Genomic DNA, 22,040 nt, shown 5'->3' with positions numbered 1-22,040 from the left:
GCTTAATCGCGGGAACCACTACTACCATATAAAGCCGTCAGGCTGGCAGAAGCCAACTTGTGGTGGTTCACCATAAAACCAACCAATGCCGGGCTGGAATCTGCCTGCACATCCAGCGTAGGAACGTCCAGCGCATAAACTGTAAAAACATAACGGTGCACGCGCCCTGGTGGCGGAGCAGCGCCACCATAACCGGGCACGCCAAAATCTGTACGCACCTGTAAAGCGCCTTTGGGCAGCTTATCTCCGGCAGAACCTGCGCCTGTTGGCAGTTCTGTAATAGTGGCGGGAATATTCACCACCACCCAGTGCCACCAGCCCGAACCGGTTGGGGCATCTGGGTCATACACCGTTACCACAAAGCTTTTGGTGCCTGCTGGGGCATTTTTCCATTCCAGCGCGGGGGAAAGATTCTGCCCGTGCTGCCCCATACCGTTATAAACCTGCGCCTGTGGCAGCGTATCACCATTTACAAAGGCAGGGCTTGTAAGAACAAATGCCATAAAAGCAGCTCCCGTGCTGTTACCAGTTACGGCTGATCAACCAGAATTCTTCGGATGTCAGCGTAACGCCTGCTTTGGATTCTGCTGCTGCTTTGGCCAGAGCTTCAATCCGTTCAATCATAATAACCTTACGCTGGTGCGCTTCTGTGGTTTCATCGCTGGTTTTCAGCACACCCAAAGAAACTTCAGCGGCCTTGGCAACACGTGCGGCATCCAAAAGAGCGTAAGACATAAATTGTCATCCTTTAAATATCTGTTCACCGGAATACCCTCCGGCATGACTGAAAAAGAAATCTGGTCCCTAAGCTTCCTCTCTTCAACCCCCACAGGCTGCATGCCACCTACAGAACTGCACCTTTGCCTCTGGTCTTGGCCCAGCCTATTGCGTAAACGGTGCCATCATGAGCAGTGACCGCACCGAAGATTTTGATTTTCACCTTCCAGAAAGCCTGATCGCGCAGGAACCCGCCCGCCCGCGAGAAGCCGCGCGCCTTCTGGATGCCACACAGCCTAGCATATTTGCTGACCGGCATATCCGTGATCTGCCCTCGCTTTTGAAGCGGAGAGATTTGCTGGTTGCAAACAATACGGCCGTTATTCGTGCCCAATTGCATGGCCTGCGCGGAGAAGCCAAAATTGGTATTACGCTGGATCAGATTCAGCCAGATGGCAGTTGGCATGTGTTGGTGCGTAATGCCCGCAGACTCAAGGTTGGTGACATTATTGCATTCCCCGGTGTGCAGGACATAGCACGCGTGTTGGCGTTAGAGCCCGGCGGAGGGGCAGTGCTCCGCTTTAGTGCGGAAGGGGATGCTTTTGATGTATTCCTGCAAAAAGCCGGTGCATTGGCACTCCCCCCCTATATTCATCGCCCCGAAGGGCCGACTGCGCAGGACACCAGCGATTACGCCACCATTTTTGAGCGTAACAAAGGTGCTGTGGCTGCTCCCACCGCTGGGCTTCATTTTACGCCAGCCCTGTTGAAAGCTGTAGATGCCACAGGTGCTCAGCGCTGTACGCTCACCTTGCATGTAGGAGCTGGCACCTTTTTGCCAGTGCGGGAAGCCGAGATTTCTGAGCACAAAATGCATTCAGAACGCGGGATCATCACCCCGGAAACAGCAGAACGTATTAACGCCACCCGTAAGGCTGGCGGGCGCATTATTGCCATTGGCACCACCAGCCTGCGCCTGCTGGAAACCGCGACCGATGAAAACGGCATTGTGCATCCGTTTGATGGCACAACCTCCATTTTCATTCGGCCCGGCTATCAATTCCGCGCAGTGGATATGCTGCTCACCAACTTCCACCTGCCACGCTCTACGCTGTTCATGTTGGTTTCCGCCTTTGCGGGCGTCGAACGCGCGCGGCAGATTTATGCCCATGCTGTTGCCAGCGGTTACCGCTTTTATTCCTACGGCGATGCCTGCCTGCTGCGCTGCGCCCATTCCATCCACGCCCCCACCTCGGAACAGTAAAATGACCCGCTTTAACTGGACGTGTGAAAGCACAGATGGCGCTGCCCGCGCTGGTATGCTGCACACAGCCCACGGCCCTGTAGCCACCCCTACCTTCATGCCGGTTGGCACAGTTGGCACGGTAAAGGCCATGACGATGGATGCCGTGCGCTCTACAGGTGCAGGCATTGTTCTGGGCAACACCTATCACCTCATGTTGCGGCCAGGGGCAGAACGCATACGCGCTTTGGGTGGGCTCCATAAATTCATGGATTGGTCCGGCCCGATTCTAACAGATTCAGGGGGATTTCAGGTGATGTCCTTGGGTGCGCTGCGGCGGCTGGATCAGGATGGCGTCACCTTCCGCTCTCACATCGATGGTTCTGAACATCGGCTCACGCCGGAAAGTTCAACAGACATCCAGCACGCACTGGATGCCACCATCACCATGTGTTTTGATGAATGCCCCGCCCTGCCCGCACCGCCAGAAGCCATTGCAGCTTCCATGCGGCTTTCCATGCGCTGGGCTGCACGCTCCCGCCAAGCTTATGTACAACGTGAAGGGTATGGTCAGTTCGGTATTGTACAAGGTGGTACAGAAGCGGATCTGCGGGCGGAAAGCGTAAAAGCGCTCACCGATATTGGGTTCGAAGGCTACGCCATTGGGGGCCTAGCGGTAGGCGAAGGGCAAGAACTCATGTTCGCCACGCTGGACACCACAACCCCCATCATGCCGCAGGACAAACCACGTTACCTTATGGGCGTAGGAACCCCCGATGATCTGCTTGGCAGCGTGCAACGTGGCGTGGATATGTTTGACTGCGTGATGCCTACCCGCGCAGGCCGCACTGCCCGCGCCTATACCGAGCGCGGCACGCTAAACCTGCGTAATGCCCGCCATGCCACAGATGCACGCCCTATTTCTCCACACTGTGACTGTCTGGCATGTTCACGCCATAGCCGCGCTTATCTGCACCATTTGTTCCGCGCCAATGAAATACTCGGCCCCATGCTGCTAACATGGCATAATATTGCCTATTATCAGCGCCTGATGCGCCAGATTCGGCAGGCTATTGTTGAAAAACGGCTGGATGCACTGGCCACCGCTTTACGTGCAGAATGGGCAGCAGAGGATTGGACGGAAGATGAAATGCCGCAACCCGCTATTCCAACTGTTCCCTGAATAAGTCTTTCTATGATCGCCCCTTCCGCGCCTGCGCTACAACCTGTTGCACCAGCAGCAAGACTGGCGGAAAAAATACGCATAAAGGCGTTGGAACTTGGGTTTGATGCCATAGGCTTCTGTCCCGCCCATCTGGGGCCAGAAGTGCGCGCACGGCTGAAAGATTTTTTAGCCGAAGGGTATCATGGTGAAATGGGTTGGTTGGCAGACCGCACGGAACAGCGCAGCCAACCCACGGCCTTATGGCCAGAAGCCCGCAGCGTTATTGCGTTAGGCCTGAACTACACACCGGCAGAGAATCCGCTAAGCACACTCCACAATCGCACATGCGGAAATATTTCCGTGTATGCGCGTCACCGTGATTATCACGATGTTGTTAAGGGTATGCTAAAGCATCTGGCCCAGTTTATCGTGCGCGAAGCCCGCATGGTGCTGGATACAGCCCCAGATGTGAAAGTGTTTGTTGATACAGCCCCTGTGGCGGAAAAACCTCTGGCCACACAGGCCGGGCTAGGCTGGCAAGGCAAGCACACCAATCTGGTGTCTCGCCAGCACGGAAGCTGGCTCTTTCTGGGCGAAATCTACACAACGCTGGAACTTCCAGCCTCTGCCCATTCTGGGGGCAGTTGTGGAAGCTGCACCCGTTGCCTGAACGCATGCCCTACGCAGGCTTTTCCGGCCCCTTATCAAATGGATGCGCGCAAGTGCATTTCCTACCTGACCATTGAACATGCAGGGCCTATTCCACTGCCACTCCGCAAAGCCATTGGCACACATATTTATGGTTGCGATGATTGCTTGGCCGTATGCCCGTGGAACCGCTTTGCCCAGATATCTCGCCACATAAAGCTGCAACCAAGGCCAGATTTGATAGCGCCAGAACTGGCCACACTCAGCCAACTGGATGATACGGCTTTCCGTGCCATGTTTTCTGGCTCTCCTATCAAACGTATCGGACGCAACCGGTTCATCCGCAACGTGCTGATAGCCATTGGCAATTCTGGCCATCCGGATTTGCTGCCTTATGCACAAGCATTGCGGCAAGACCCAGACGCCGTTGTGGCGGAAGCAGCAGATTGGGCCATACAGCGCCTGACGGGAGATGCAGCTTGAGCCGCCATTTACGCAAACGCAGCCTGATTCTGGCAGGCCATGATACCAGCGTGGCGTTAGAACCCACCTTTTGGGATGTGCTGGAAGATATAGCCAACCAACAGGCACAAACACTGCCGCAGATAGTTACCAAAGTGGATGCCGCACGCTCACCCGAGCAATCACTAGCCTCTGCCTTACGGGTTTATGCACTGGAATGGCTGAAACAGCAGCTTACCACTCATGCGATTCCCTCTGCCTGAAAGCAACGCAGAACTGCTGTGTCCGCTTAAAGCATCAGGGATGTTTGGGCAGGCTGCCAGAACGTGATAAACTGTTATTATGGCGATCTGGGGTAAAATTTTTGGTGGCGTAGCCGGTTTTGCCGTAGGCGGGCCGGTTGGCGCAGCGGTTGGCACAGCACTCGGCCACGCAGCAGATACAGGTGCGATTCTCCAGCCTCCAACAGGTGGCTGGAGCGATAAATGGGCTGCGCGCGCAAGGCCGGACCCTAACGGGGCTGCTACCTTTGTGGCTGCCAAACTGGCTGCGGCCCTTGGCAAGAAGGAACAGCTTTACGGGCTTTCCTGCGTTATCCTTAGCGCCAAACTGGCTAAGTGTGATGCGCCCGTTAACCGGCGAGAAATCAACGCCTTTAAATCTCGTTTTCGCGTGCCAGATGAAAACATGCGTGAAGTTGGACGCCTGTTTGATATGGCACGCCAACGTACGGATGATTACGAAGCCTTCGCGCGTGAACTGGGGCAAGTTTACGCAACAGATAAACGCCCGTTGGAAGACCTGATGGGAATTCTGTTTACCATTGCGCGCGCCGATCTGGCAGCGGATGAACCCTTGGCTCCTGAAGAAGAGCGTTTTCTCAAACGGGTACATGCCCTGTTTGGTTTAAGCCGTGGCGCGTGGGAACGTGCAGCCCACGGGCGTTCCACCCCAGCCATGGCCGAAGATGATGCCTATACTGTTATGGGTGCTTCGCCAGATCTTTCAAATGAAGAACTGCGTGCCTTGTGGAAGAAACTGGTGCGGCAGTATCACCCGGATATTCTGTTGGCCCGCAATGCAAGCGCCGTTGAAATTGAAGCCGCATCCGTCAAAATTTCACGCATTAACGCTGCGTGGGATATCATCAAGCGGGATCGTGGTCTCTGATTTCAGGATTCTCTTTTCTTTTTGAAGCAAGATAGGAAGTGCGACTTTCTGGCAACAGATTGCACAAAAATCTCTCACTCTCCTGTCAAAGATCGCACACACGGGTCTATTTTACGCCCCTGTTTGTTATGCAAGTAAGCCCTGCCATTGCGCCGCTGGTTTCTCGTGGTAGAGAAAGCGACAGCAATTGGCCTGCATTCAGCATGGGCCAGACGGTCGTCACAGAGCAAAGGTAAAGGTGGCAATGATTTCAGGACGGAACGGCTCAAGGCTCCGCCCTCGCGCGCAGGCAAAAAAAAGTCAGACGCGGGAAGGTTCCTCGGCACAGCGCCGTTTTCGTTTGGGCACATTCTGCCTAGCCGCCACTTTGCTGGGTACGGCAGGATGCAGTGCTATTAAGGCACCCGTACCCAAAGACCCGGATGCTCTGGCTGAATACAAGGCGGCGAACGACCCCTACGAACCGTTGAACCGCAAGATGTTCAACTTAACCATGAAGTTCGATAAATGGGGCCTGCGCCCCATGGCCAAAGCTTACGTGTGGGCCGTGCCACGCCCGGTACGTAATTCATTGGGCAACCTTGTCAGAACCATGAACGAACCCTCCGTTTTCTTTAACGATGTGGGGGCAGGCAAGCCACGCCGCGCAGGTGATATGTTTGTGCGCTGGTGCGTGAACATGACAGTGGGCTTGGGCGGTTTGATTGACGTGGCCAAAATGGCCGGATTCCCGCACCATGATAACGATGCAGGCATGACACTGGCCAACTGGGGCATTCCTGCGGGGCCATATCTGTTCCTGCCAATGGGGCCATCTTCTATCCGTGATGGTATTGGCTACGCCATTGACCAAGGCCTTTCCCCATGGGACTATGTGCCACGCGGGTACGGGTTGGTTAGCTTTAACTGGGCTTATAACCTGTTTGGGGTTGTGCATGCCCGTTCTGAGCATTTGGATGAACTAGACGCGTTGGAGCGTGACGCGCTGGATCCTTATGCTACGATTCGTAGCGCCTATCAGCAGCAGCGTCGGGCGCAGGCTGAAGCCATCAAGAATGATAACCGCGCGACCGTGCCAGACTGGTACCATTAAGAAAAACAGCCAAAAGGGTACACAGACATGAAATTTCTTTCAAGCCGCCGTGTTATTCTGGGTGCCTTTGCCCTGCTTTGCGCTGGTGGCCTTTTTTCCGCTCCCGCTCGTGCTGCGGAAAACGCAAAACAATTTATTCAGGTATTTGGCAACCAGCTTGTCGCTATCGTCAACAGCCCTATTCCGCTGAGCGAAAAGAAAGAGAAAGTTCTGCCGCTGGTGCAGAAAAACGTCGATATTGATGGAATCGGCCGCTACTGCCTGGGCCGTTACTGGAAAACAGCCTCACCAGACCAGCAACAGCGTTATCTGGGCCTGTTCCATCAGGTTCTGGTGAACGCCATTACGGACAAGCTGGGTGAATACCGTGGCGTAAACTTTACGCTGGGGAATGTAACCAGCTCTGGCCCAGATGAATACGCCGTGGACAGCACGCTGATGCGCCCACAACAGCCTGCGGCCGCCATGCAGTGGATTGTTAGCGAAGCCTCTGGCAGCCCCAAAGTGGTGGACGTAATTGGTGAAGGTGCAAGCCTGCGCCTCACGCAGCGGAATGACTATTCCTCCTACATCGCACGTAATGGCGGTAATGTAGGGGCCCTTCTGGATGCATTGCAGCGCCAGTTAAGCCACCACACAGCGGCCAACTAACGCACAAATAGAATTTTTGGTTTGTAAAAAAGGCGTTCCCTCTGGGAGCGCCTTTTTTATGGCTTGGGCCAAACACTTTCATAAACCAGCATTGTTTGGCCATCTCTTTGAAACGTTTCTTCCACCCGCATACCAATACCACCCAAAATGGTGCGGGACGCCACGTTGCTTTCTGCTGCAACGGCTATCACTTTATTAATTCCGGCATCATGCGCAAAGTTAAGCGCAGCACTTGCGGCTTCTCGTGCAATACCTCGACCGCTGGCCCACGGAAAAAGCGCAAAGCGTAAGGCAAAGCCACGCCCATCTGGCCGATCATGAATACCGGTCATGCCGACAAAGCGGCCTTTTTCATGAATGGTAAAAATACCTACCCGATGGCAGGCCCAGAAAGCGATATCATCCGCCATTTCCAGTTCCGCCTGCTGGCGGCTACGCACGCCACCAAACATGCGGCCAAAGGCACCGCCATCTGCTTTTAGGCGCACCATATCTTCCATATCCCGCCATGTTACGGGCTTAAGCAGCAGGCGCGGAGTTCTAACAGAACGCGAATCCACAATTCACGCCTTGCAGCCAAGGAAAGGCAAAAGCCCTTCCTCTAATTCCGCATGCTGCCGGTAATACATGGTGCCTTCATCAAGATAGGAGCCCAATAAAATAAGGGCTCCTATTAACCCTATTTAGCGGGCCAGAGGTTTGTACTGGATACGGCCAGGTTCTGTCGCATCTGGCCCCAGACGGCGGCGTTTGTCTTCTTCATATGCCTGGAAGTTCCCTTCAAACCATTCCACGTGGGAATCGCCCTCAAAGGCCAGAATATGCGTTGCCAGACGGTCCAGGAACCAGCGATCATGCGAGATCACCACTGCGCAACCGGGGAATTCTGCCAGCGCATCTTCCAGCGCACGCAGGGTGTCCACGTCCAAATCGTTGGTAGGTTCATCCAACAGGATCACGTTGCTTTCCTGCCGTAGCATCTTGGCCAGATGCACGCGGTTGCGTTCACCACCAGAAAGCACGCCAACCTTTTTCTGCTGATCAGAACCTTTAAAGTTAAAGGCCCCAACATAAGCGCGTGAAGGCACAGCCCGCTTGCCCAGATAGATAACATCCGTGCCGCCGGAAATTTCTTCCCATACGGTTTTATCTGCATCAAGATCATCACGAGACTGATCTACGTAACCAAGCTTTACGGTTTCACCAATTTTCAGCGCACCCGCATCCGGCTTTTCCTGCCCGATAATCATTTTGAACAGGGTAGATTTACCAGCACCGTTCGGCCCAATAACACCCACAATACCACCCGGCGGCAGCTTGAAGTTAAGGTTATCAATCAGCAGGCGTTCACCAAAGCCTTTGGTGAGGTTTTCGGCCTCAATAACAGTGCCACCAAGGCGTGGGCCAGGTGGAATAACAATGTCCGCAACGCCGCCAACTTTTTCAGCACTGGCCGCCAACATTTCCTCATATTTGGTAATACGAGCCTTGCTTTTGGTCTGGCGTGCTTTGGGGCTAGCGTTAATCCATTCCTGTTCCGCAGCCAATGCACGCTGGCGGGAACTTTCTTCCTTTTCTTCCTGTGCCAGACGCTTACGCTTCTGCTCCAGCCAAGAGGAATAGTTGCCTTCGAACGGAATACCGCGGCCACGCTCGATTTCCAGAATCCAGTTGGTCACGTTGTCCAGGAAGTAACGGTCATGGGTAATAACCATAACGGTGCCATCGTAATCCTTCAGCGTGCGCTCAAGCCATGCAACACTTTCGGCATCCAGATGGTTGGTTGGTTCATCCAACAGCAGCAGGTCGGGCTTTTCCAGCAGCAGGCGGCACAGCGCCACGCGGCGGCGCTCACCACCTGAAAGCTTATCTACCGGGCTATCTGCGGGTGGGCAGCGCAGGGCATCCAGCGCAATATCTAGCTTGCGGTCCAGCTCCCAACCATCACCGGCATCAATCTTTTCCTGCAATTCGGCCTGTTCGGCCAGCAGGGCATTCATTTCCTCATCTTCCATGGGTTCGGCAAAGCGGGCGGAAATCTCGTTAAACCGATCTACGGCCTTTTTAAGATCACCAAAGCCCAGAGCCACGTTTTCGCCCACGGTCAGCTTAGGGTCTAGCTGCGGTTCCTGCTCCAGATAGCCAACACGCACCCCTTCTGCGGCCCATGCCTCACCACCGAATTCCTTATCGATGCCGGCCATGATTTTCAGCAGTGTGGACTTACCTGCACCGTTCACACCCAAGATACCAATTTTGGCACCCGGCATGAAGGATAGCGTGATGCCTTTAAACACTTCACGCCCGCCGGGATAGGACTTTGTCAGATCCTTCATGACATAAACGTATTGATAGGATGCCATGATAATGAACTCCCGTAATGCGGATGGGTAAGATTAAAGGGCGGGTGCGACCACATCGGCGCAGCAAGCTGTTATCGCCTGCGCCCGGCAGGACTTGAACCCGCAACCAAGCCGTTATGAGCGGCCCGCTCTAACCAATTGAGCTACGGGCGCGCAGGCGGGTTCCTGATTACGCAACCTGAGCGATTTGGCAAGGGTTTCTGTGCTGAAAACTGCCAGTTGGCATGAAAAACGCATTACTCTTGGCAAGCGGGCATCTGCCAGATAGGGTTTGCCGCCTTTAATTTTTCAGCTCTGGAGCAGTCTTCAATGGACGTTTCAAAACTTTCCCCCGGCAAAGATGTGCCGTTTGATATTAACGTCGTGATCGAAATTCCGCAGGGTTCTTCTGTCAAATACGAAATCGACAAGGAAAGCGGCGCCCTTGTGGTGGACCGTTTCCTGTTCACGCCCATGGCTTACCCTACGGCTTACGGCTTTATCCCCAACACGCTGGCCGCTGATGGCGACCCAACGGACGCTCTGGTGCTGACGCCGCACAATGTTGTGCCCGGTTGTGTGATTCGCGCCCGCCCAATTGGCGTTCTGAAGATGGAAGACGAATCCGGTCAGGACGAAAAAATCATCTGCGTACCGCACGATAAAGTGCACCCACAGTTTACCAAGGTGCAGAGCGTGGACGATCTGCCGGAAATTACCGTGCAGGCCATTGAGCACTTTTTCACCCGCTACAAAGACCTTGAAAAAGGCAAATGGGTGAAAGTGACCGGTTGGGGCACAAAGGAAGAAGCAGGCGAGTTCATTGTGAAAGCTCTGGAAGCTGCAAAAGGCAAATAAACCGCCTTTGCACTCTGCTTGACAAAAAGCTGCGGCGGCTTCTGCCCCGCAGCTTTTTTTCTTGCCTCATACCCTATGCAAAAACAGTTTTCCTAGAATAACAGCTTATCAAGCGCCCCCTTCGCCTCCAATATGAAGCACGGATATTGGAGAAAAATAGCATGCCCATTACGGGGTCTTCCCTTCCCTCGCGCCAACCCGTTCTCTTTCTTCCTCATGGTGGTGGCCCATGCTTTTTTATGGATTGGCCCAATACGTGGGACAAAATGGCGGCGTATCTCCGCAGCACGCAAAGCACCCTCCCCCGTAAACCCGATGCCATTGTGGTGGTTTCCGGCCATTGGGAAGAAGACATTCCCACCATTACGGCCGCGCCCAATCCATCCCTGATTTATGATTACTTTGGCTTTCCGCCACATACCTATCAGCTACAATACCCAGCGCCGGGCAGCCCTGAACTGGCCCAAAGTGTTTGCAACCTTTTGCACGCAGCCGGCATGCCATGCGCCACAGATGACAAACGCGGGTTTGACCACGGTGTCTTTATTCCCTTCATGCTGGCGTTTGAAAAAGCTGATATCCCGATTGTGGAACTCTCCCTGCTAAAAAGCATGGACCCTGCCGCCCACATTGCTCTAGGGGCCGCGCTGGAGCCTTTACGTGCCCAGAATGTGCTGATTATTGGCACAGGTATGAGCTATCATAACCTGCGCCACTTCATGAACGGTTCCCCAGCCACCAATCAGGCTGCACAAGAATTTGATACATGGCTGGAAAAAGCAGTTACAGCCCCGCCAGTTAAGCGCGATACCCAGCTTGTGCACTGGGCCGCTGCCCCCGGCGCACGTATTTGCCACCCGCGGGAGGAACATTTGCTGCCACTTATGGTGGCAGCAGGCGCTGCCGGGCAGGATGAAGGGATTCGCACTTATAGCGATACCGTTTTGGGTAAAGCGCTATCTGGTTTCCGCTTCGGTTAAAGGCCGTAAAAACTTACCGGCAACTTTCTGTTTGCTCAGGAGCTATCCCTCTCAAAGCCCTCGTTTTTAAAGGAACAAGCTTATGAGCACTTTTTTCTCGCGCCCTATCCTTATGATTGCGGGATTAACTTTTGTTCTCTCCACAGCTCAAGCTGCTCCAGCCTTTTCCGCTGTTGAACAAGGAAACTACGCTGTAGATTCCAACCATACGCAGGTGGTGTTTTCTGTACTCCATCTGGGCTTTACCAATTATTCCGGCTTTTTCTCAAACGCATCGGGCACGCTTGCGCTTGATCCCGCTCAACTGGAGGCATCGCGGCTCAGTGTCTCTATTCCCACTGACAGCGTCCTAACCCCCAGCACCAAGCTGACTAACGAACTCAAAACCTCTGAATGGCTTGATGTGGCCCACTACCCCAAGGCTGAATTTGTTTCCTCCAAAATCACACCAACCGGAACAGACACGGCTGATATTGAAGGGCAATTTACGCTACATGGCATTACACAGCCACTTACCCTGCACGCACGTTTTATAGGCGCAGGGCAAAACCCCATGAACAAAACCTATACTGTGGGCTTTCAGGCTACGGGAGAACTGAAGCGCAGCGCCTATGGCATAAAAACCTATGAGCCCTTGGTGGCGGACAAGGTGTTGCTTTCTATTGCCGGAGCATTTGAAAAGGCCAAATAAGCCATTCCTTTCAAAAGAAATTGCCATTTTTTTGCGCGTAGCACGAGAAATTCTTCCTGAAATGAATTTTTTTATGAAAACCCTGTTGCCAAACGCGAAAACATCGCTATAAAGCGCGACATACCAACGCACGAAAGCGCGTTGAAACTGCGGGTGTAGCTCAGTTGGTTAGAGCGCCGGCCTGTCACGCCGGAGGTCGCGGGTTCGAGCCCCGTCACTCGCGCCACTTTATTTCCTTAAAAACTTATTTCTTTTTGGAATACAAAGTGGTGCGGCCTGCTTTTGTCCGGCTGCTAGGCAGCCGGAAGCAAGGCTTTTCAGCTTCAATCACCTAAAGCACTGGAACCTTGTAGGGTAACTGCAACGGCATGCACAGTTGCGGCAATACGTGCTGCTGTTTGCACGGCAGATGCCCCTAATGCCTCGCGCACGATTTTTTCATGGCTGGTCACACACAGATCACATCCATTGATTACAGAAACAGCCAGACACCACAGCTCAAAATCAGCTTTTTCTACGCCCGGCTTGGCAATCACGCTCATGCGCAACTGCGCAGGCATCTGGGAATATTCACCACCTGCCATATGCACAAAGCGGTAGTAAATGTTGTTCATGGCCATAATGGCATTAGCGGATTTGGCTGCCGTAAGAGCTTCTGGTGAAAGTGTTGAAGCAAACTGCGCCACAATAGCTGATGTAACTTCATCATTCCGCGCGGCGAGTGCAGACGCCACAAATGTGCCAGCCAACTGCTGCGGTGTGATTGTCACATCATTAACCAAAGAGCTGAGATTCAGCCGCAGATCCTTGGCATAATCGGGAATACGATCCTTGATTGCATCAATGGACATAGCATTTTCCAATATTCAGGTTGTTCGGAAAAATCAGACGCATAGCGCCCGCGCGGTTTTTGCCGCGTAAACTGCCCCACTATTTGGCGCAGTTGGTAACCACATCAAGGCTACCGCCTCCCCCTTTATGGAAGAAGGCAACGGGTGGCATATGCCACCCGCACCGCCTCATCCGCCCCGCAGGCCGGATGAAATTTTCAGGCTCAGACTTTAATAAAGTCGTCACCCTTCTTCCAGTTACAGGGGCACAGTTCGTCGCTCTGCAGGCCATCCAGAATACGCAGGATTTCCTGTGGGTTACGACCAACGGACAGATCGTTGACGGATACGTGGCGAATCACGCCATGCGGATCCACAACAAAGGTAGCGCGCAGAGCAACGCCGGCTTCTTTAGCCAGTACGCCTGTGCCTTCTGTCAGCTCACGCTTGATGTCAGCCAGCATCGGGATCGGCAGATCCTTCAGGTCATCATGATGCAGGCGCCAGTTAAGGTGCACGAACTGGCTGTCGATGGACACACCGTACACAACGGCATCGCGATCAGCGAAGTCTTTAGCCAGCTTACCGAAAGCCACGATTTCTGTCGGGCAGACGAACGTGAAGTCCATCGGCCAGAAGAATACGATCTTCCACTTACCGGCATCGCTCTTGTCAGAAATCTGAACGAATTCGCCCTTCAGGCCTTCCGGGCCACCAGGAACGGCGGTCAGATCAAAACTTGGAAACTTATCGCCAACTGTCAGCATAATCTTGCTCCTTATAGCTTGGCACACACCATGCAGCACCAACGTGCCACCGGCTGTGTTGTCCTGTATGGCGCGGCTTTTTCATTTAAGCCAATGAATATTTTATATCAAAATCATTGAACTATTCGATGAAATGCCGAAGATTCGCCCCTTAGATACATTGCATCAGGAAATCATACCGTGCTGCCGCTGCCTTCTGCCCAGCAATTACGCTATCTGATCACCCTTTCAGAACTGCGCCATTTTGGGCGGGCTGCCGCTGCCTGTGCAGTCACACAATCCACCCTTTCTGCCGGTATTATGGCGCTGGAACGCCAGCTTGATGCCCCTTTGCTAGACCGCACCGTGGGCAAAAAAGTGGTGTTCACCCCTTTGGGGCACGAAATTGCACTCAAGGCCCGGCAAGCACTGGCGGCACTGGAAGCCGTGCCGCAATTGGCTGCCGCTGCCCGCACACCGCTAACTGGGCCGCTACGAGTCGGCATTATTCCCACCATTGGGCCATTTCTGATTCCACAATTGGTGCTTAACTTGCGCGAGCACTTTCCGCGCCTTCTGTTGTCCATTACGGAAGACACGACCGAACACCTGCTGGAAAAACTCTCCCTCGGCCAGTTAGATACACTGGTGGTGGCCATGCCCTGCCTGTGCGATGGCACAGAAACACACCCATTATGGCAAGACCCCTTCCGGGTGATTATGCCACCAGACCACCCATTTTCTGCCCTACCTGCCGTACCAGCCTCTCAATTATCCGAACACAACATGATCATGATGGAGGATGGGCACTGCCTGCGCGATCAAACTCTGGCCATTTGCCGCCAAAGCCCAAGCCGGAGCGGATCTGAAGGGGAAAGCGACTCCACCTTTACCGCCATGTCTCTCCACTCCATGGCAGAAATGGTGGAACTGGGGTTGGGCATTGCCATTATGCCCGAACTGGCCATTCATGCAGGCATTCTGCGAGGCCATAATCTTATAGCACGCCCTCTTACCAGCGATCTGGCGCGGCGTACCATTGGGCTGGCGTGGCGGCCAAGATCTCCCCGCGCAGCAGATTTTCAAACACTTGCCACAACTTTTGCGGCACTGGCCCCACCTGCAACACCCTCGCGCAAAGCAGAAAATCCACCTGAATGATGAGAAAATGCGCCCAGAAATGCGAGAAATATTGACTCTCACGCACGCACCCGGTATGTGCCGAGCCAACTTATTTTGTACGTCCATCAGCATCGGCGGAGAAAACGGGCCATGAAAATCAGAAACAGCCTGAAGTCGGCCAAAGTGCGCGATAAAGACTGCCGTGTAGTGCGTCGTCGCGGCCGGGTTTATGTTATCAACAAGAAGAACCCTCGCATGAAAGCTCGTCAGGGCTAATCTCATGCATCATCCGGCCCTTTTTGGCTGGTTGAACACGCATGTCATGCGTAAAACCCGTTCTTCCGCTTGCCGGAGGAGCGGGTTTTTGTTTGCCGGCATCTGCGCAATACATATGGGCCTTCCGGCTACAGGATGGACGCAAACCACCACACCACCAGCCTCCCCACCAGCACATGCCGCATCACAGCATTCCAGCAGCATTGCAGAACAAATAAAGCAGCTTTCCACGGCATTGGCTCACGCCAAAACACCAGAGGAAGCGCACACCCTGCAAGAACAACTGGAGGCCCTCCGTTCGGCCAAGCTTTCCCCCACCACACAACTTTTGGTCCGTCGGGCAGAAAAAGATCTGACAACCGATAAACCAGATGATGCGGTAGAAGACATAGGCGATGCACTGGCCCTACAGCCCGACCAAGCCATTCTGTGGCGCACACGCGCCCAAATGCGCCTTGTGGCGGGAGATCTTAAAGGAGCCATCGCTGATATAGGCGAAGCCTTGCAGCGCGATCCGCTAGATGCGGAAAGCTGGAGCCTTCTGACCAGTGTTGAAGAACACCGTAATGATGGCACAGCCGCACTGAAAGCCTGGCAGAAAGTGCTGGAACTCAGCCCCATGACAGACCGCAACCACAAACGGCTGGATGCGCTACACATCAAGGCCTACGGGCAGCCGACCTGATTTTTAAGCACGCAGGTCTGGCCTTTAGGCCTGTTTGTTCTCGATCAGACTTTTGCGAATTTTGCGGCCCCGTTCAATCCGATCCACAATGTAATCGGAATCTTCCCATCGGATAGCGCGCGCCATAGCCTGCGCATCTTCCATAAACCGACCCAGCATTTCCAGCAGAGCTTCACGGTTGGAAAGAAAAATATCCCGCCACATAATGGGGTCTGAAGCTGCAATACGTGTAAAATCCCGGAAGCCGGATGCAGCAAAATCCAACACCTCAGACCGGGTTTCACTCGCCAGATCATCTGCCGTGCCGCAAATGGTAAAGGCCAGCAAATGCGGCAAATGGCTAACAATGGCGCAAACACGATCATGATGCGCGGGTGTCATTTCCCGCAAGCGGGCACCGCAGAGTTCCCACAAGGTGCGCATTTTTTCCAACGCCTCTGCCGTAGTGCAGTCTAACGGCGTCATCAGGCACCAGCGATTCTCAAATAAATCTGCCAGCCCGGCATCTGGGCCAGAAAACTCTGTGCCTGCCATAGGATGCGTGGGCACATATGGCACATCTGCCCGTAGTGAAGGCCTGATAGCCTCAATCACAGACACCTTGGTAGAGCCCACATCTGTCAATATTGCGCCGGGCTTCATGGCCGGAACAACCTGTGCAGCTACTGCGCCCATAGCGCCTACTGGCACACACAGCATCACGCAATCAGCCTGCGCGGCTGCGGCTGCGGCATCTGTTGTCACTTCATCCGCAATACCTAGCTCTGCCACGCGGGCACACACATCCGGACTCTGATCCACTGCTATAAGTTTGCGAACCAGATTTCCCTCTGCCTGCGCACGCCGCAACACGGAAGATCCGATAAGCCCTGGCCCAATAACAGCCAGCGTATCAAAAACAGGCACAGTATCCTCAGCCAAGGTGAGTATCCTTCACCACTGAAGAAGCGGGAGGATACGCTGCCTTGTCCTCATCAGTTTTATTATTGTTCCGTAAACCGTGCATTTCCATGAACTGCCATGCCAACAGAACAGGAATACCGATGATGATCTCACGCCCACGCCGCAGCAAAGAAAGCCCAAGTGAGACAGAAGGATCGATACCAAAAGCATGGCCCAGCGCCATATAGGCACCTTCCTGCACACCCAAACTACCGGGCACCAGAAATCCTAAAGACATAATGGCGCAGGTTACACCTTCCACAGCAACGGCATTGGGGAAGGAAAGATGCGCACCCAGAAAACGCGCCGTTAGCCAAAGCATAGCTGCGCTGCCCAGCCACCCTATAAAATGGTACAGCGCAGAGCGGCAGATATGCCACGGGCGGCTCCATGCCGCTTCCATCTGCTCTTGCAGATCATCAGCGCCTTGAGTCAGGTTTTCGTGCCATTGGGAGGCAAGGCTGCGGGTAAATGTTCCACCAAATTTGCGGAACAGATTACCACCATGCCGCTGGGTCCAGATAAACCCGGCCGTGCCTGCAATCAGGAACACCGCACCGCACACTACGGGCACAACAAACGGGCTGGAACGCTGATGCGCCACCAAAAAAGCAACGGCCAGCAGCACAAAAGCTACCTGCCCCATCACTTCCGTGGTGATATCTACCAGATTGGCGCAAGCTGCCTCTGGCAACGCCACTTCCCGCTTATCGCCTTTATAAAAGCCATGCGATGAGCATGTGGCCCGAATCCCGATAACAATGCCACCGAGCTGGGAAAAAGGCAGGCATGTTGCTGCGGCATCGCGCACCATGCGGGCGGATAGCAGCCTAAAATAGCCCAGTTCGGGAAAAGCGGCATGCCAAGCCAGCCCCAGAACGCCATCTACCAGCAACTGGCAGCATACCATTACAAGAAAGCCGCCCAGACCTATACGCATAACGGCATGCAAAACGGAATCGAAACCGCTCCATGCCATTGCTGCCGTAACGGCCACAAGCCCGAGAAAAGTAAGAAAAACCGTAAGCTTCTTCAAGGCCCCAGCTCTGTTTGTCCAGCACACCCAAGGCCCTTTGCCATGTGGTAAAAAGCAAGAGGCGCATCAGTGTGTGTGTGTGATTGGTTCGTCCCCTTACACCACCACGGGGTCTGGCGCCACCTCGGACAGCAGGATAAAGAAACAGACCTGCCGTTCGGGATTAACGTCCTTACCACTTTTATTTACGTATCGTACCTCTGGGGGAGCGTATATTCTCATGACTGCCCATACCCTCGTAACCGGCGCAACAGGCTTTGTTGGTTCCGCCGTAGCCCGCACTTTGCTGGAGCGGGGGCATTCCCTGCGGCTAATGGTGCGCGAAGGCAGCGATAGACGCAATATTGCGGATATTCCTGCCGATTTGGTGGACGGTGATCTTTCTCGCCCAGAAACCTTTGCGCGTGCGGTAGAAGGGTGCCGCTACGTATTCCACGTTGCTGCCGATTACCGGCTATGGGTGCCAGACCCTGCCCCTATGATGACAGCAAACGTAGAGGGCACACGCCAGCTTATGCTGGCCGCAAAAGCGGCTGGTGTTGAAAAAATTGTGTATTGTTCCTCTGTTGCGGCATTGGGCCTGATTGGTGATGGTTCCATTGCCGATGAAAACACCCCCGTACAGGAACATGCCGTTATTGGCATTTACAAGCGCTCTAAATACCGGGCCGAGCAGGAAGTGCTGCAATTAGTGCGCGACCAGGGGCTACCGGCGGTTATCGTAAACCCTTCCACACCCGTTGGCCCGCGAGACATCAAACCCACCCCCACCGGGCAGATGATTCTGGATTGCGCCGCAGGCCGCATGCCCGCCTATGTCGATACAGGCGTGAATATTGTACATGTAGATGACGTGGCCGAAGGCCATGCGCTAGCGCTGGAACGTGGCACCGTTGGCGAAAAATATATTCTGGGCGGCGAAAACTACCTGCTGGGCGATCTGTTCGCTATGGTTTCAGAAATTGCCCACGTGCCGCCGCCAAAAATCAGGCTGCCGCAGGAAGTCATCTGGCCTGTGGCAATTGTGTCCGAATGGCTTTCCCGCTCCTTTGGCATCAACCCACGTGTAACGCGTGAGATGTTGGCCATGTCCCGCAAAAAAATGTTCTTCTCATCCGATAAAGCCAAGCGTGCACTAGGGTATAACCCGCGTCCGGCACGCAAGGCGGTGGAAGATGCCATTACCTGGTTCCGCAATAATGGCATGCTGAAATAGGAGAGCAGCAGTGATACTGGCTCTGGCTATCTTATGCGCCATTATCTGGATTGGGCTGATATTTTTTCATGGAAAGTTCTGGCAGGCTGGCCCCATTCTGCAACCCGCAGACGCAGGCCGGACGCGCATGGATATTGCGCCGGATGTTACGGTGGTTGTGCCTGCCCGAGATGAAGCTGAATCCATTCAGCCAGCCCTCTCTTCTTTGCTGGCGCAGGATTACATGGGCCGCCTTTCCGTTATTTTGGTAAATGATCGCAGTACGGATAGCACAGGGGATCTCGCACGGGCTTTGCCCGACCCTCTCAACCGCCTGACCGTTGTAGATGGGGCAGAGCCTTCTGCTGGCTGGAGCGGTAAATTATGGGCCGTTGCCCAAGGGGTGGCAGAGGCGGAGCGCCAATGTGCAGATGGCAGCGGTTACATACTGTTTACAGATGCAGATATTCTGCATGCTCCGGCACATGTTTCTACCTTGGTGGCCAAGGCACAAACAGACCGTTTGCACATGGTTTCCGAAATGGTGGAACTTCAGTGCGAAAGCCTTGCTGAGCGCGCTTTGGTGCCAGCTTTTGTATTCTTTTTTGCCCTGCTTTATCCGTTCGCCAAGGTGAATAACCCCAAAGATAAAACGGCCGGAGCCGCAGGGGGCACCATTTTACTGCGCCGCGATATGCTCCGCCAGATTGGCGGCATTGAAGCCCTGCGTGGTGCCCTGATAGATGATTGCACACTGGCAAGCTGCGTCAAACAAGCTGGCGGCCACTTGTATCTAGGCCATTCCTGCTTGGCCAAATCTGTTCGCCCCTATCCAACGGCTGGCGATATCTGGCGTATGATTGCGCGCACGGCTTACGTGCAGTTACGCTTTTCACCCGCGCTATTGGTGTTAACCGTATTAGCCATGATTTTGGTGTGGCTTGCCCCTGCTGCACTTGCTTTTCTGGCACATGGGCCTGCACAATGGGTTGGAGCAGCCACGTTTGCCATATCTCTCTGCTCCTTTATACCTACGCTGCGGCGCTTTCGCCTTTCGCCTTTATGGGCATTAGCGTTGCCGTTTATTGCGCTGTTTTATACAGTCGCCACTATCGGGTCCGCCCTTAACCACCACCGGGGTAAAGGTGTGGTCTGGAAAGACCGCGCCTATACCGAAGCCATACCCAATGATGGGCGCACGCTAGAACAAAAAAGCCGGCGCGCCTGAAATATATCTGAAGCCTCCCTCTGGGCAGGGCCGCAGTTAAGGGATAGGCATTCCCGGCAGCCTCATGTAAATCACGGGGCTGCCCTTATCGCGCAATCATATTGAGCCAGGCATGACCAACACAACCAGCGTATGGGGAACAGTAGACGTTTCATCCGGCAAAGGAGCTTCGGATGAAAACTTTCCCGTCGGTTCCCTGCTAATCAGCAAAAAGCTGCGCCCGCACGTGCATGCCTACTATGATTACGCGCGTGTTATTGATGACATTGCAGATAGTGAAACCCTTGCCCCCGATGACAAGATTACACGCCTGAATGCAATGGAAGAGGTTTTGCTCGGCAAGCGGGACCCGATCAACCGGCCCGATGCCCAAAGTGCGGCAACATTGCGCCGGTCTCTTCTGCAAACACATGTTCCGTTTGAAACAGCAACGGATCTGCTGATTGCCTTCCGCAACGATTCGCGCGGGCATGTCTATCAGACATGGGATGATCTGCTGCAATACTGCCGGTATTCCGCCAACCCTGTGGGCCGTTATCTGATTGGCCTGCACGAAGAATCTTCCGCCGCCTTTGCGCCCTCCGATGCACTGTGCACATCACTACAGATTCTAAACCACCTTCAGGATTGCTCTGGTGATCTCAAGCGCCTGAAGCGCTGCTACATCCCCGCAGATATGATGCAACGTTGCGGCACATCGCAGCAGGATCTGCTGGCTGGTAGCAGCTCTCCTGCTCTGCGGCGTGTTTTCAACACCATGCTGGACGGGGTAGATGCCCTCAACCAGCAGGCTTCCGCCTTAGCTGCCCATATCCGTGACCGCCGGTTCCGTATGGAATGTGCTGCTATTGTAGAACTGGCACACTGCCTTACCCGCCGCCTGCGGCGTGAAGACCCACTGGCAGGGCGTGTGGCCTTGCGTCGGGCAGACGGCATGCATGCAGCCATTGCGGCCCTGCGGGCATGGGCATGACCTTTCCGAATGGCAGAACTTCTGTAAAAAGAGCCTGACCAAATAACTTTGACAATCGAACAACAAGTGAGAAGCGCGTGACAACCCCAGACATCCAGATGCATGACGAGCCGACCCCCCTTGGGTGTGATCCTGCTGATCTTGCCTGGGTGGAAAGTACGGTCAAACAGGCGGGAACTTCCTTTGCCGCTGGCATGCGTATCCTGCCCCCCATGCGCCGCTACGGCATGTATGCCATTTACGCTTTCTGCCGTGTGGTGGACGATATTGCCGATGGCCTAGCCCCGTTGGCAGAACGCACACAGGCATTGGAGGAATGGCACAAAAAGATTTCCCACCTGTATCAGGACAGGCTTGAAACCCCGCACGAACCGCTGGAACGCGTTCTGCTAGCCGCCATTCCGTTCTTTGCGCTGCAACAGGCAGATTTTGATGCCATCATTGATGGCATGCTGATGGATACCGCCACCCCGATTGTAGCGCCGGATGAAAAAACGCTGGATCTTTACTGTGATCGCGTAGCCGCAGCCGTTGGCCGTTTGTCTGTGCGTATCTTTGGTGAGTGCTCTGATGAAGGCAATAAGGTTGCCTATCATCTGGGCCGTGCCCTGCAGTTAACCAATATCCTGCGTGATCTGCCCGAAGATGCCGCACGTGGCCGCCTGTATCTGCCATCCGATCTGCTAGATCGGTTTAACGTGCCGCATGATCCGGTAAAGGCACTTACCGCCCCCGGCTTACAGGAAGTTACCAAAATTATAGCCGCTCGTGCGCAGGATCACTTCACAACGGCATTTGCCACCATGAAGCTTTGCCGCCCCCGCACCATGCTGCCAGCCCGCATTATGGGTGCCAGCTATGAAACGGTGCTGAAAAACCTGCGCAAACGTGGATGGGGGCCTGATGTACTGCGCCAGCGGCCCGAAAGCTCCACCGTAGGCAAGGTTTACGCGCTCGCCTGCTCTTATCTTCCCTGATCGCACGATA

The 22,040-nt window shown here is 54.2% G+C and carries 25 protein-coding genes and 2 tRNA genes; 18 read left to right on the top strand and 9 right to left on the bottom strand.

The window, feature by feature from the left end:
• Positions 1-2: 2 nt before the first annotated feature.
• Both FKW19_RS11310 and FKW19_RS11305 read right to left on the bottom strand, forming a co-directional pair.
• Positions 3-503: a kinase inhibitor gene (locus FKW19_RS11310; protein ID WP_006116790.1), complete on the bottom strand. Its 501-nt coding sequence runs from the start codon at positions 501-503 to the stop codon at positions 3-5.
• A gap of 19 nt (positions 504-522) precedes the next feature.
• The gene (locus FKW19_RS11305; RefSeq protein WP_003624836.1) at positions 523-735 is read right to left on the bottom strand and encodes a hypothetical protein; all 213 of its coding nucleotides are present in this window, start codon (positions 733-735) and stop codon (positions 523-525) included.
• A gap of 169 nt (positions 736-904) precedes the next feature.
• Between FKW19_RS11305 and queA the strand changes: the two genes are divergently transcribed.
• The 7 genes from queA to FKW19_RS11270 all read left to right on the top strand — a co-directional run bounded on the left by queA (position 905) and on the right by FKW19_RS11270 (position 7,149).
• Positions 905-1,981 carry a tRNA preQ1(34) S-adenosylmethionine ribosyltransferase-isomerase QueA gene (gene queA / locus FKW19_RS11300; protein ID WP_116100326.1) on the top strand — a complete coding sequence of 359 codons (1,077 nt, stop codon included), beginning with the start codon at positions 905-907 and terminating at the stop codon, positions 1,979-1,981.
• A gap of 1 nt (position 1,982) precedes the next feature.
• Positions 1,983-3,143 (top strand): tRNA guanosine(34) transglycosylase Tgt, encoded by a 1,161-nt coding sequence (gene tgt, locus FKW19_RS11295; RefSeq protein ID WP_089178427.1) that lies wholly within the window; start codon positions 1,983-1,985, stop codon positions 3,141-3,143.
• A 12-nt stretch (positions 3,144-3,155) separates the two neighbouring features.
• Positions 3,156-4,256 (top strand): tRNA epoxyqueuosine(34) reductase QueG, encoded by a 1,101-nt coding sequence (gene queG, locus FKW19_RS11290; RefSeq protein ID WP_089178426.1) that lies wholly within the window; start codon positions 3,156-3,158, stop codon positions 4,254-4,256.
• Positions 4,253-4,498 carry a ribbon-helix-helix domain-containing protein gene (locus tag FKW19_RS11285; RefSeq protein WP_035352782.1) on the top strand — a complete coding sequence of 82 codons (246 nt, stop codon included), beginning with the start codon at positions 4,253-4,255 and terminating at the stop codon, positions 4,496-4,498. Before queG ends, FKW19_RS11285 begins: the two co-directional genes overlap by 4 nt.
• A 79-nt stretch (positions 4,499-4,577) precedes the next feature.
• Positions 4,578-5,405: a TerB family tellurite resistance protein gene (locus FKW19_RS11280; RefSeq protein WP_063353360.1), complete on the top strand. Its 828-nt coding sequence runs from the start codon at positions 4,578-4,580 to the stop codon at positions 5,403-5,405.
• A gap of 244 nt (positions 5,406-5,649) precedes the next feature.
• Entirely contained in the window at positions 5,650-6,498 is an 849-nt protein-coding gene (locus FKW19_RS11275; protein ID WP_026019323.1) for a VacJ family lipoprotein, read from the top strand.
• 27 nt (positions 6,499-6,525) lie between these two features.
• Positions 6,526-7,149 (top strand): phospholipid-binding protein MlaC, encoded by a 624-nt coding sequence (locus tag FKW19_RS11270; protein ID WP_006116783.1) that lies wholly within the window; start codon positions 6,526-6,528, stop codon positions 7,147-7,149.
• A gap of 56 nt (positions 7,150-7,205) precedes the next feature.
• Here the strand turns inward: FKW19_RS11270 and FKW19_RS11265 are convergent, their stop codons facing one another.
• The 3 genes from FKW19_RS11265 to FKW19_RS11255 all read right to left on the bottom strand — a co-directional run bounded on the left by FKW19_RS11265 (position 7,206) and on the right by FKW19_RS11255 (position 9,665).
• On the bottom strand, positions 7,206-7,709 hold the full coding sequence (locus FKW19_RS11265) for a GNAT family N-acetyltransferase (protein WP_089178425.1): 504 nt from the start codon (positions 7,707-7,709) through the stop codon (positions 7,206-7,208).
• Positions 7,710-7,832: 123 nt separating this feature from the next.
• Positions 7,833-9,512 (bottom strand): energy-dependent translational throttle protein EttA, encoded by a 1,680-nt coding sequence (gene ettA, locus FKW19_RS11260; RefSeq protein WP_089178424.1) that lies wholly within the window; start codon positions 9,510-9,512, stop codon positions 7,833-7,835.
• A 79-nt stretch (positions 9,513-9,591) separates the two neighbouring features.
• A tRNA-Ile gene (locus FKW19_RS11255) sits at positions 9,592-9,665 on the bottom strand.
• A 156-nt stretch (positions 9,666-9,821) separates the two neighbouring features.
• Here FKW19_RS11255 and ppa point away from each other — a divergent pair.
• The 4 genes from ppa (at position 9,822) to FKW19_RS11235 (ending at position 12,246) form a co-directional block, all read left to right on the top strand.
• Positions 9,822-10,349 (top strand): inorganic diphosphatase, encoded by a 528-nt coding sequence (gene ppa / locus FKW19_RS11250; protein WP_006116780.1) that lies wholly within the window; start codon positions 9,822-9,824, stop codon positions 10,347-10,349.
• 161 nt (positions 10,350-10,510) lie between these two features.
• Positions 10,511-11,329, top strand: coding sequence for a class III extradiol ring-cleavage dioxygenase (locus FKW19_RS11245; protein ID WP_063353357.1), 819 nt, complete (start codon positions 10,511-10,513; stop codon positions 11,327-11,329).
• An 82-nt stretch (positions 11,330-11,411) separates the two neighbouring features.
• Positions 11,412-12,020, top strand: a complete 609-nt coding sequence (locus FKW19_RS11240; RefSeq protein ID WP_089178423.1) for a YceI family protein — start codon at positions 11,412-11,414, stop codon at positions 12,018-12,020.
• A gap of 149 nt (positions 12,021-12,169) precedes the next feature.
• A tRNA-Asp gene (locus tag FKW19_RS11235) sits at positions 12,170-12,246 on the top strand.
• Between the two features lie 97 nt (positions 12,247-12,343).
• On the opposite strand, the gene FKW19_RS11230 is transcribed toward FKW19_RS11235, so the two are convergent.
• Both FKW19_RS11230 and FKW19_RS11225 read right to left on the bottom strand, forming a co-directional pair.
• Positions 12,344-12,871, bottom strand: coding sequence for a carboxymuconolactone decarboxylase family protein (locus tag FKW19_RS11230; protein ID WP_089178422.1), 528 nt, complete (start codon positions 12,869-12,871; stop codon positions 12,344-12,346).
• A 203-nt stretch (positions 12,872-13,074) separates the two neighbouring features.
• Positions 13,075-13,617: a peroxiredoxin gene (locus FKW19_RS11225; RefSeq protein WP_063353355.1), complete on the bottom strand. Its 543-nt coding sequence runs from the start codon at positions 13,615-13,617 to the stop codon at positions 13,075-13,077.
• Positions 13,618-13,797: 180 nt separating this feature from the next.
• On the opposite strand from FKW19_RS11225, the gene FKW19_RS11220 reads away from it, so the two are divergent.
• The 3 genes from FKW19_RS11220 (at position 13,798) to FKW19_RS11210 (ending at position 15,679) form a co-directional block, all read left to right on the top strand.
• On the top strand, positions 13,798-14,757 hold the full coding sequence (locus FKW19_RS11220) for a hydrogen peroxide-inducible genes activator (RefSeq protein ID WP_089178421.1): 960 nt from the start codon (positions 13,798-13,800) through the stop codon (positions 14,755-14,757).
• Positions 14,758-14,868: 111 nt separating this feature from the next.
• A complete protein-coding gene (gene ykgO / locus FKW19_RS11215; RefSeq protein ID WP_003625637.1) occupies positions 14,869-14,994 on the top strand; it encodes a type B 50S ribosomal protein L36 in 126 nt (41 codons plus the stop codon).
• A gap of 4 nt (positions 14,995-14,998) precedes the next feature.
• Positions 14,999-15,679 (top strand): hypothetical protein, encoded by a 681-nt coding sequence (locus FKW19_RS11210; protein WP_089178420.1) that lies wholly within the window; start codon positions 14,999-15,001, stop codon positions 15,677-15,679.
• 24 nt (positions 15,680-15,703) lie between these two features.
• Here the strand turns inward: FKW19_RS11210 and FKW19_RS11205 are convergent, their stop codons facing one another.
• Positions 15,704-16,585, bottom strand: a complete 882-nt coding sequence (locus FKW19_RS11205) for a prephenate/arogenate dehydrogenase family protein (protein WP_193561058.1) — start codon at positions 16,583-16,585, stop codon at positions 15,704-15,706.
• A gap of 7 nt (positions 16,586-16,592) precedes the next feature.
• Positions 16,593-17,684, bottom strand: coding sequence for a lysylphosphatidylglycerol synthase domain-containing protein (locus tag FKW19_RS11200; RefSeq protein WP_063353351.1), 1,092 nt, complete (start codon positions 17,682-17,684; stop codon positions 16,593-16,595).
• Positions 17,685-17,877: 193 nt separating this feature from the next.
• Between FKW19_RS11200 and hpnA the strand changes: the two genes are divergently transcribed.
• From hpnA to hpnD, 4 genes are all read left to right on the top strand, one after another.
• A complete protein-coding gene (hpnA, locus tag FKW19_RS11195; protein WP_063353350.1) occupies positions 17,878-18,873 on the top strand; it encodes a hopanoid-associated sugar epimerase in 996 nt (331 codons plus the stop codon).
• 10 nt (positions 18,874-18,883) lie between these two features.
• A complete protein-coding gene (locus FKW19_RS11190; protein WP_089178418.1) occupies positions 18,884-20,080 on the top strand; it encodes a glycosyltransferase in 1,197 nt (398 codons plus the stop codon).
• A gap of 112 nt (positions 20,081-20,192) precedes the next feature.
• Entirely contained in the window at positions 20,193-21,053 is an 861-nt protein-coding gene (hpnC, locus tag FKW19_RS11185) for a squalene synthase HpnC (RefSeq protein WP_089178417.1), read from the top strand.
• A gap of 98 nt (positions 21,054-21,151) precedes the next feature.
• Positions 21,152-22,030: a presqualene diphosphate synthase HpnD gene (hpnD, locus tag FKW19_RS11180; RefSeq protein WP_089178416.1), complete on the top strand. Its 879-nt coding sequence runs from the start codon at positions 21,152-21,154 to the stop codon at positions 22,028-22,030.
• The last annotated feature ends 10 nt before the right edge of the window (positions 22,031-22,040 follow it).

This window comes from Acetobacter sp. DmW_125128 (genome assembly GCF_008704325.1).
Classification (GTDB): domain Bacteria; phylum Pseudomonadota; class Alphaproteobacteria; order Acetobacterales; family Acetobacteraceae; genus Acetobacter; species Acetobacter oryzifermentans.
The sequence above is the reverse complement of the archived record's forward strand: the minus strand, read 5'-3'. Positions and strand labels throughout refer to the sequence as shown.

What these genes read in the sequence shown, in the direction of transcription:
- FKW19_RS11310 (WP_006116790.1), bottom strand. Translation starts at nt 503, where the DNA reads ATGGCATTTGTTCTTACAAGCCCTGCCTTTGTAAATGGTGATACGCTG.
- FKW19_RS11305 (WP_003624836.1), bottom strand. Translation starts at nt 735, where the DNA reads ATGTCTTACGCTCTTTTGGATGCCGCACGTGTTGCCAAGGCCGCTGAA.
- queA (WP_116100326.1), top strand. Translation starts at nt 905, where the DNA reads ATGAGCAGTGACCGCACCGAAGATTTTGATTTTCACCTTCCAGAAAGC.
- tgt (WP_089178427.1), top strand. Translation starts at nt 1,983, where the DNA reads ATGACCCGCTTTAACTGGACGTGTGAAAGCACAGATGGCGCTGCCCGC.
- queG (WP_089178426.1), top strand. Translation starts at nt 3,156, where the DNA reads ATGATCGCCCCTTCCGCGCCTGCGCTACAACCTGTTGCACCAGCAGCA.
- FKW19_RS11280 (WP_063353360.1), top strand. Translation starts at nt 4,578, where the DNA reads ATGGCGATCTGGGGTAAAATTTTTGGTGGCGTAGCCGGTTTTGCCGTA.
- FKW19_RS11275 (WP_026019323.1), top strand. Translation starts at nt 5,650, where the DNA reads ATGATTTCAGGACGGAACGGCTCAAGGCTCCGCCCTCGCGCGCAGGCA.
- FKW19_RS11270 (WP_006116783.1), top strand. Translation starts at nt 6,526, where the DNA reads ATGAAATTTCTTTCAAGCCGCCGTGTTATTCTGGGTGCCTTTGCCCTG.
- ettA (WP_089178424.1), bottom strand. Translation starts at nt 9,512, where the DNA reads ATGGCATCCTATCAATACGTTTATGTCATGAAGGATCTGACAAAGTCC.
- ppa (WP_006116780.1), top strand. Translation starts at nt 9,822, where the DNA reads ATGGACGTTTCAAAACTTTCCCCCGGCAAAGATGTGCCGTTTGATATT.
- FKW19_RS11245 (WP_063353357.1), top strand. Translation starts at nt 10,511, where the DNA reads ATGCCCATTACGGGGTCTTCCCTTCCCTCGCGCCAACCCGTTCTCTTT.
- FKW19_RS11240 (WP_089178423.1), top strand. Translation starts at nt 11,412, where the DNA reads ATGAGCACTTTTTTCTCGCGCCCTATCCTTATGATTGCGGGATTAACT.
- FKW19_RS11230 (WP_089178422.1), bottom strand. Translation starts at nt 12,871, where the DNA reads ATGTCCATTGATGCAATCAAGGATCGTATTCCCGATTATGCCAAGGAT.
- FKW19_RS11225 (WP_063353355.1), bottom strand. Translation starts at nt 13,617, where the DNA reads ATGCTGACAGTTGGCGATAAGTTTCCAAGTTTTGATCTGACCGCCGTT.
- ykgO (WP_003625637.1), top strand. Translation starts at nt 14,869, where the DNA reads ATGAAAATCAGAAACAGCCTGAAGTCGGCCAAAGTGCGCGATAAAGAC.
- FKW19_RS11210 (WP_089178420.1), top strand. Translation starts at nt 14,999, where the DNA reads ATGCATCATCCGGCCCTTTTTGGCTGGTTGAACACGCATGTCATGCGT.
- hpnA (WP_063353350.1), top strand. Translation starts at nt 17,878, where the DNA reads ATGACTGCCCATACCCTCGTAACCGGCGCAACAGGCTTTGTTGGTTCC.
- hpnC (WP_089178417.1), top strand. Translation starts at nt 20,193, where the DNA reads ATGACCAACACAACCAGCGTATGGGGAACAGTAGACGTTTCATCCGGC.
- hpnD (WP_089178416.1), top strand. Translation starts at nt 21,152, where the DNA reads ATGCATGACGAGCCGACCCCCCTTGGGTGTGATCCTGCTGATCTTGCC.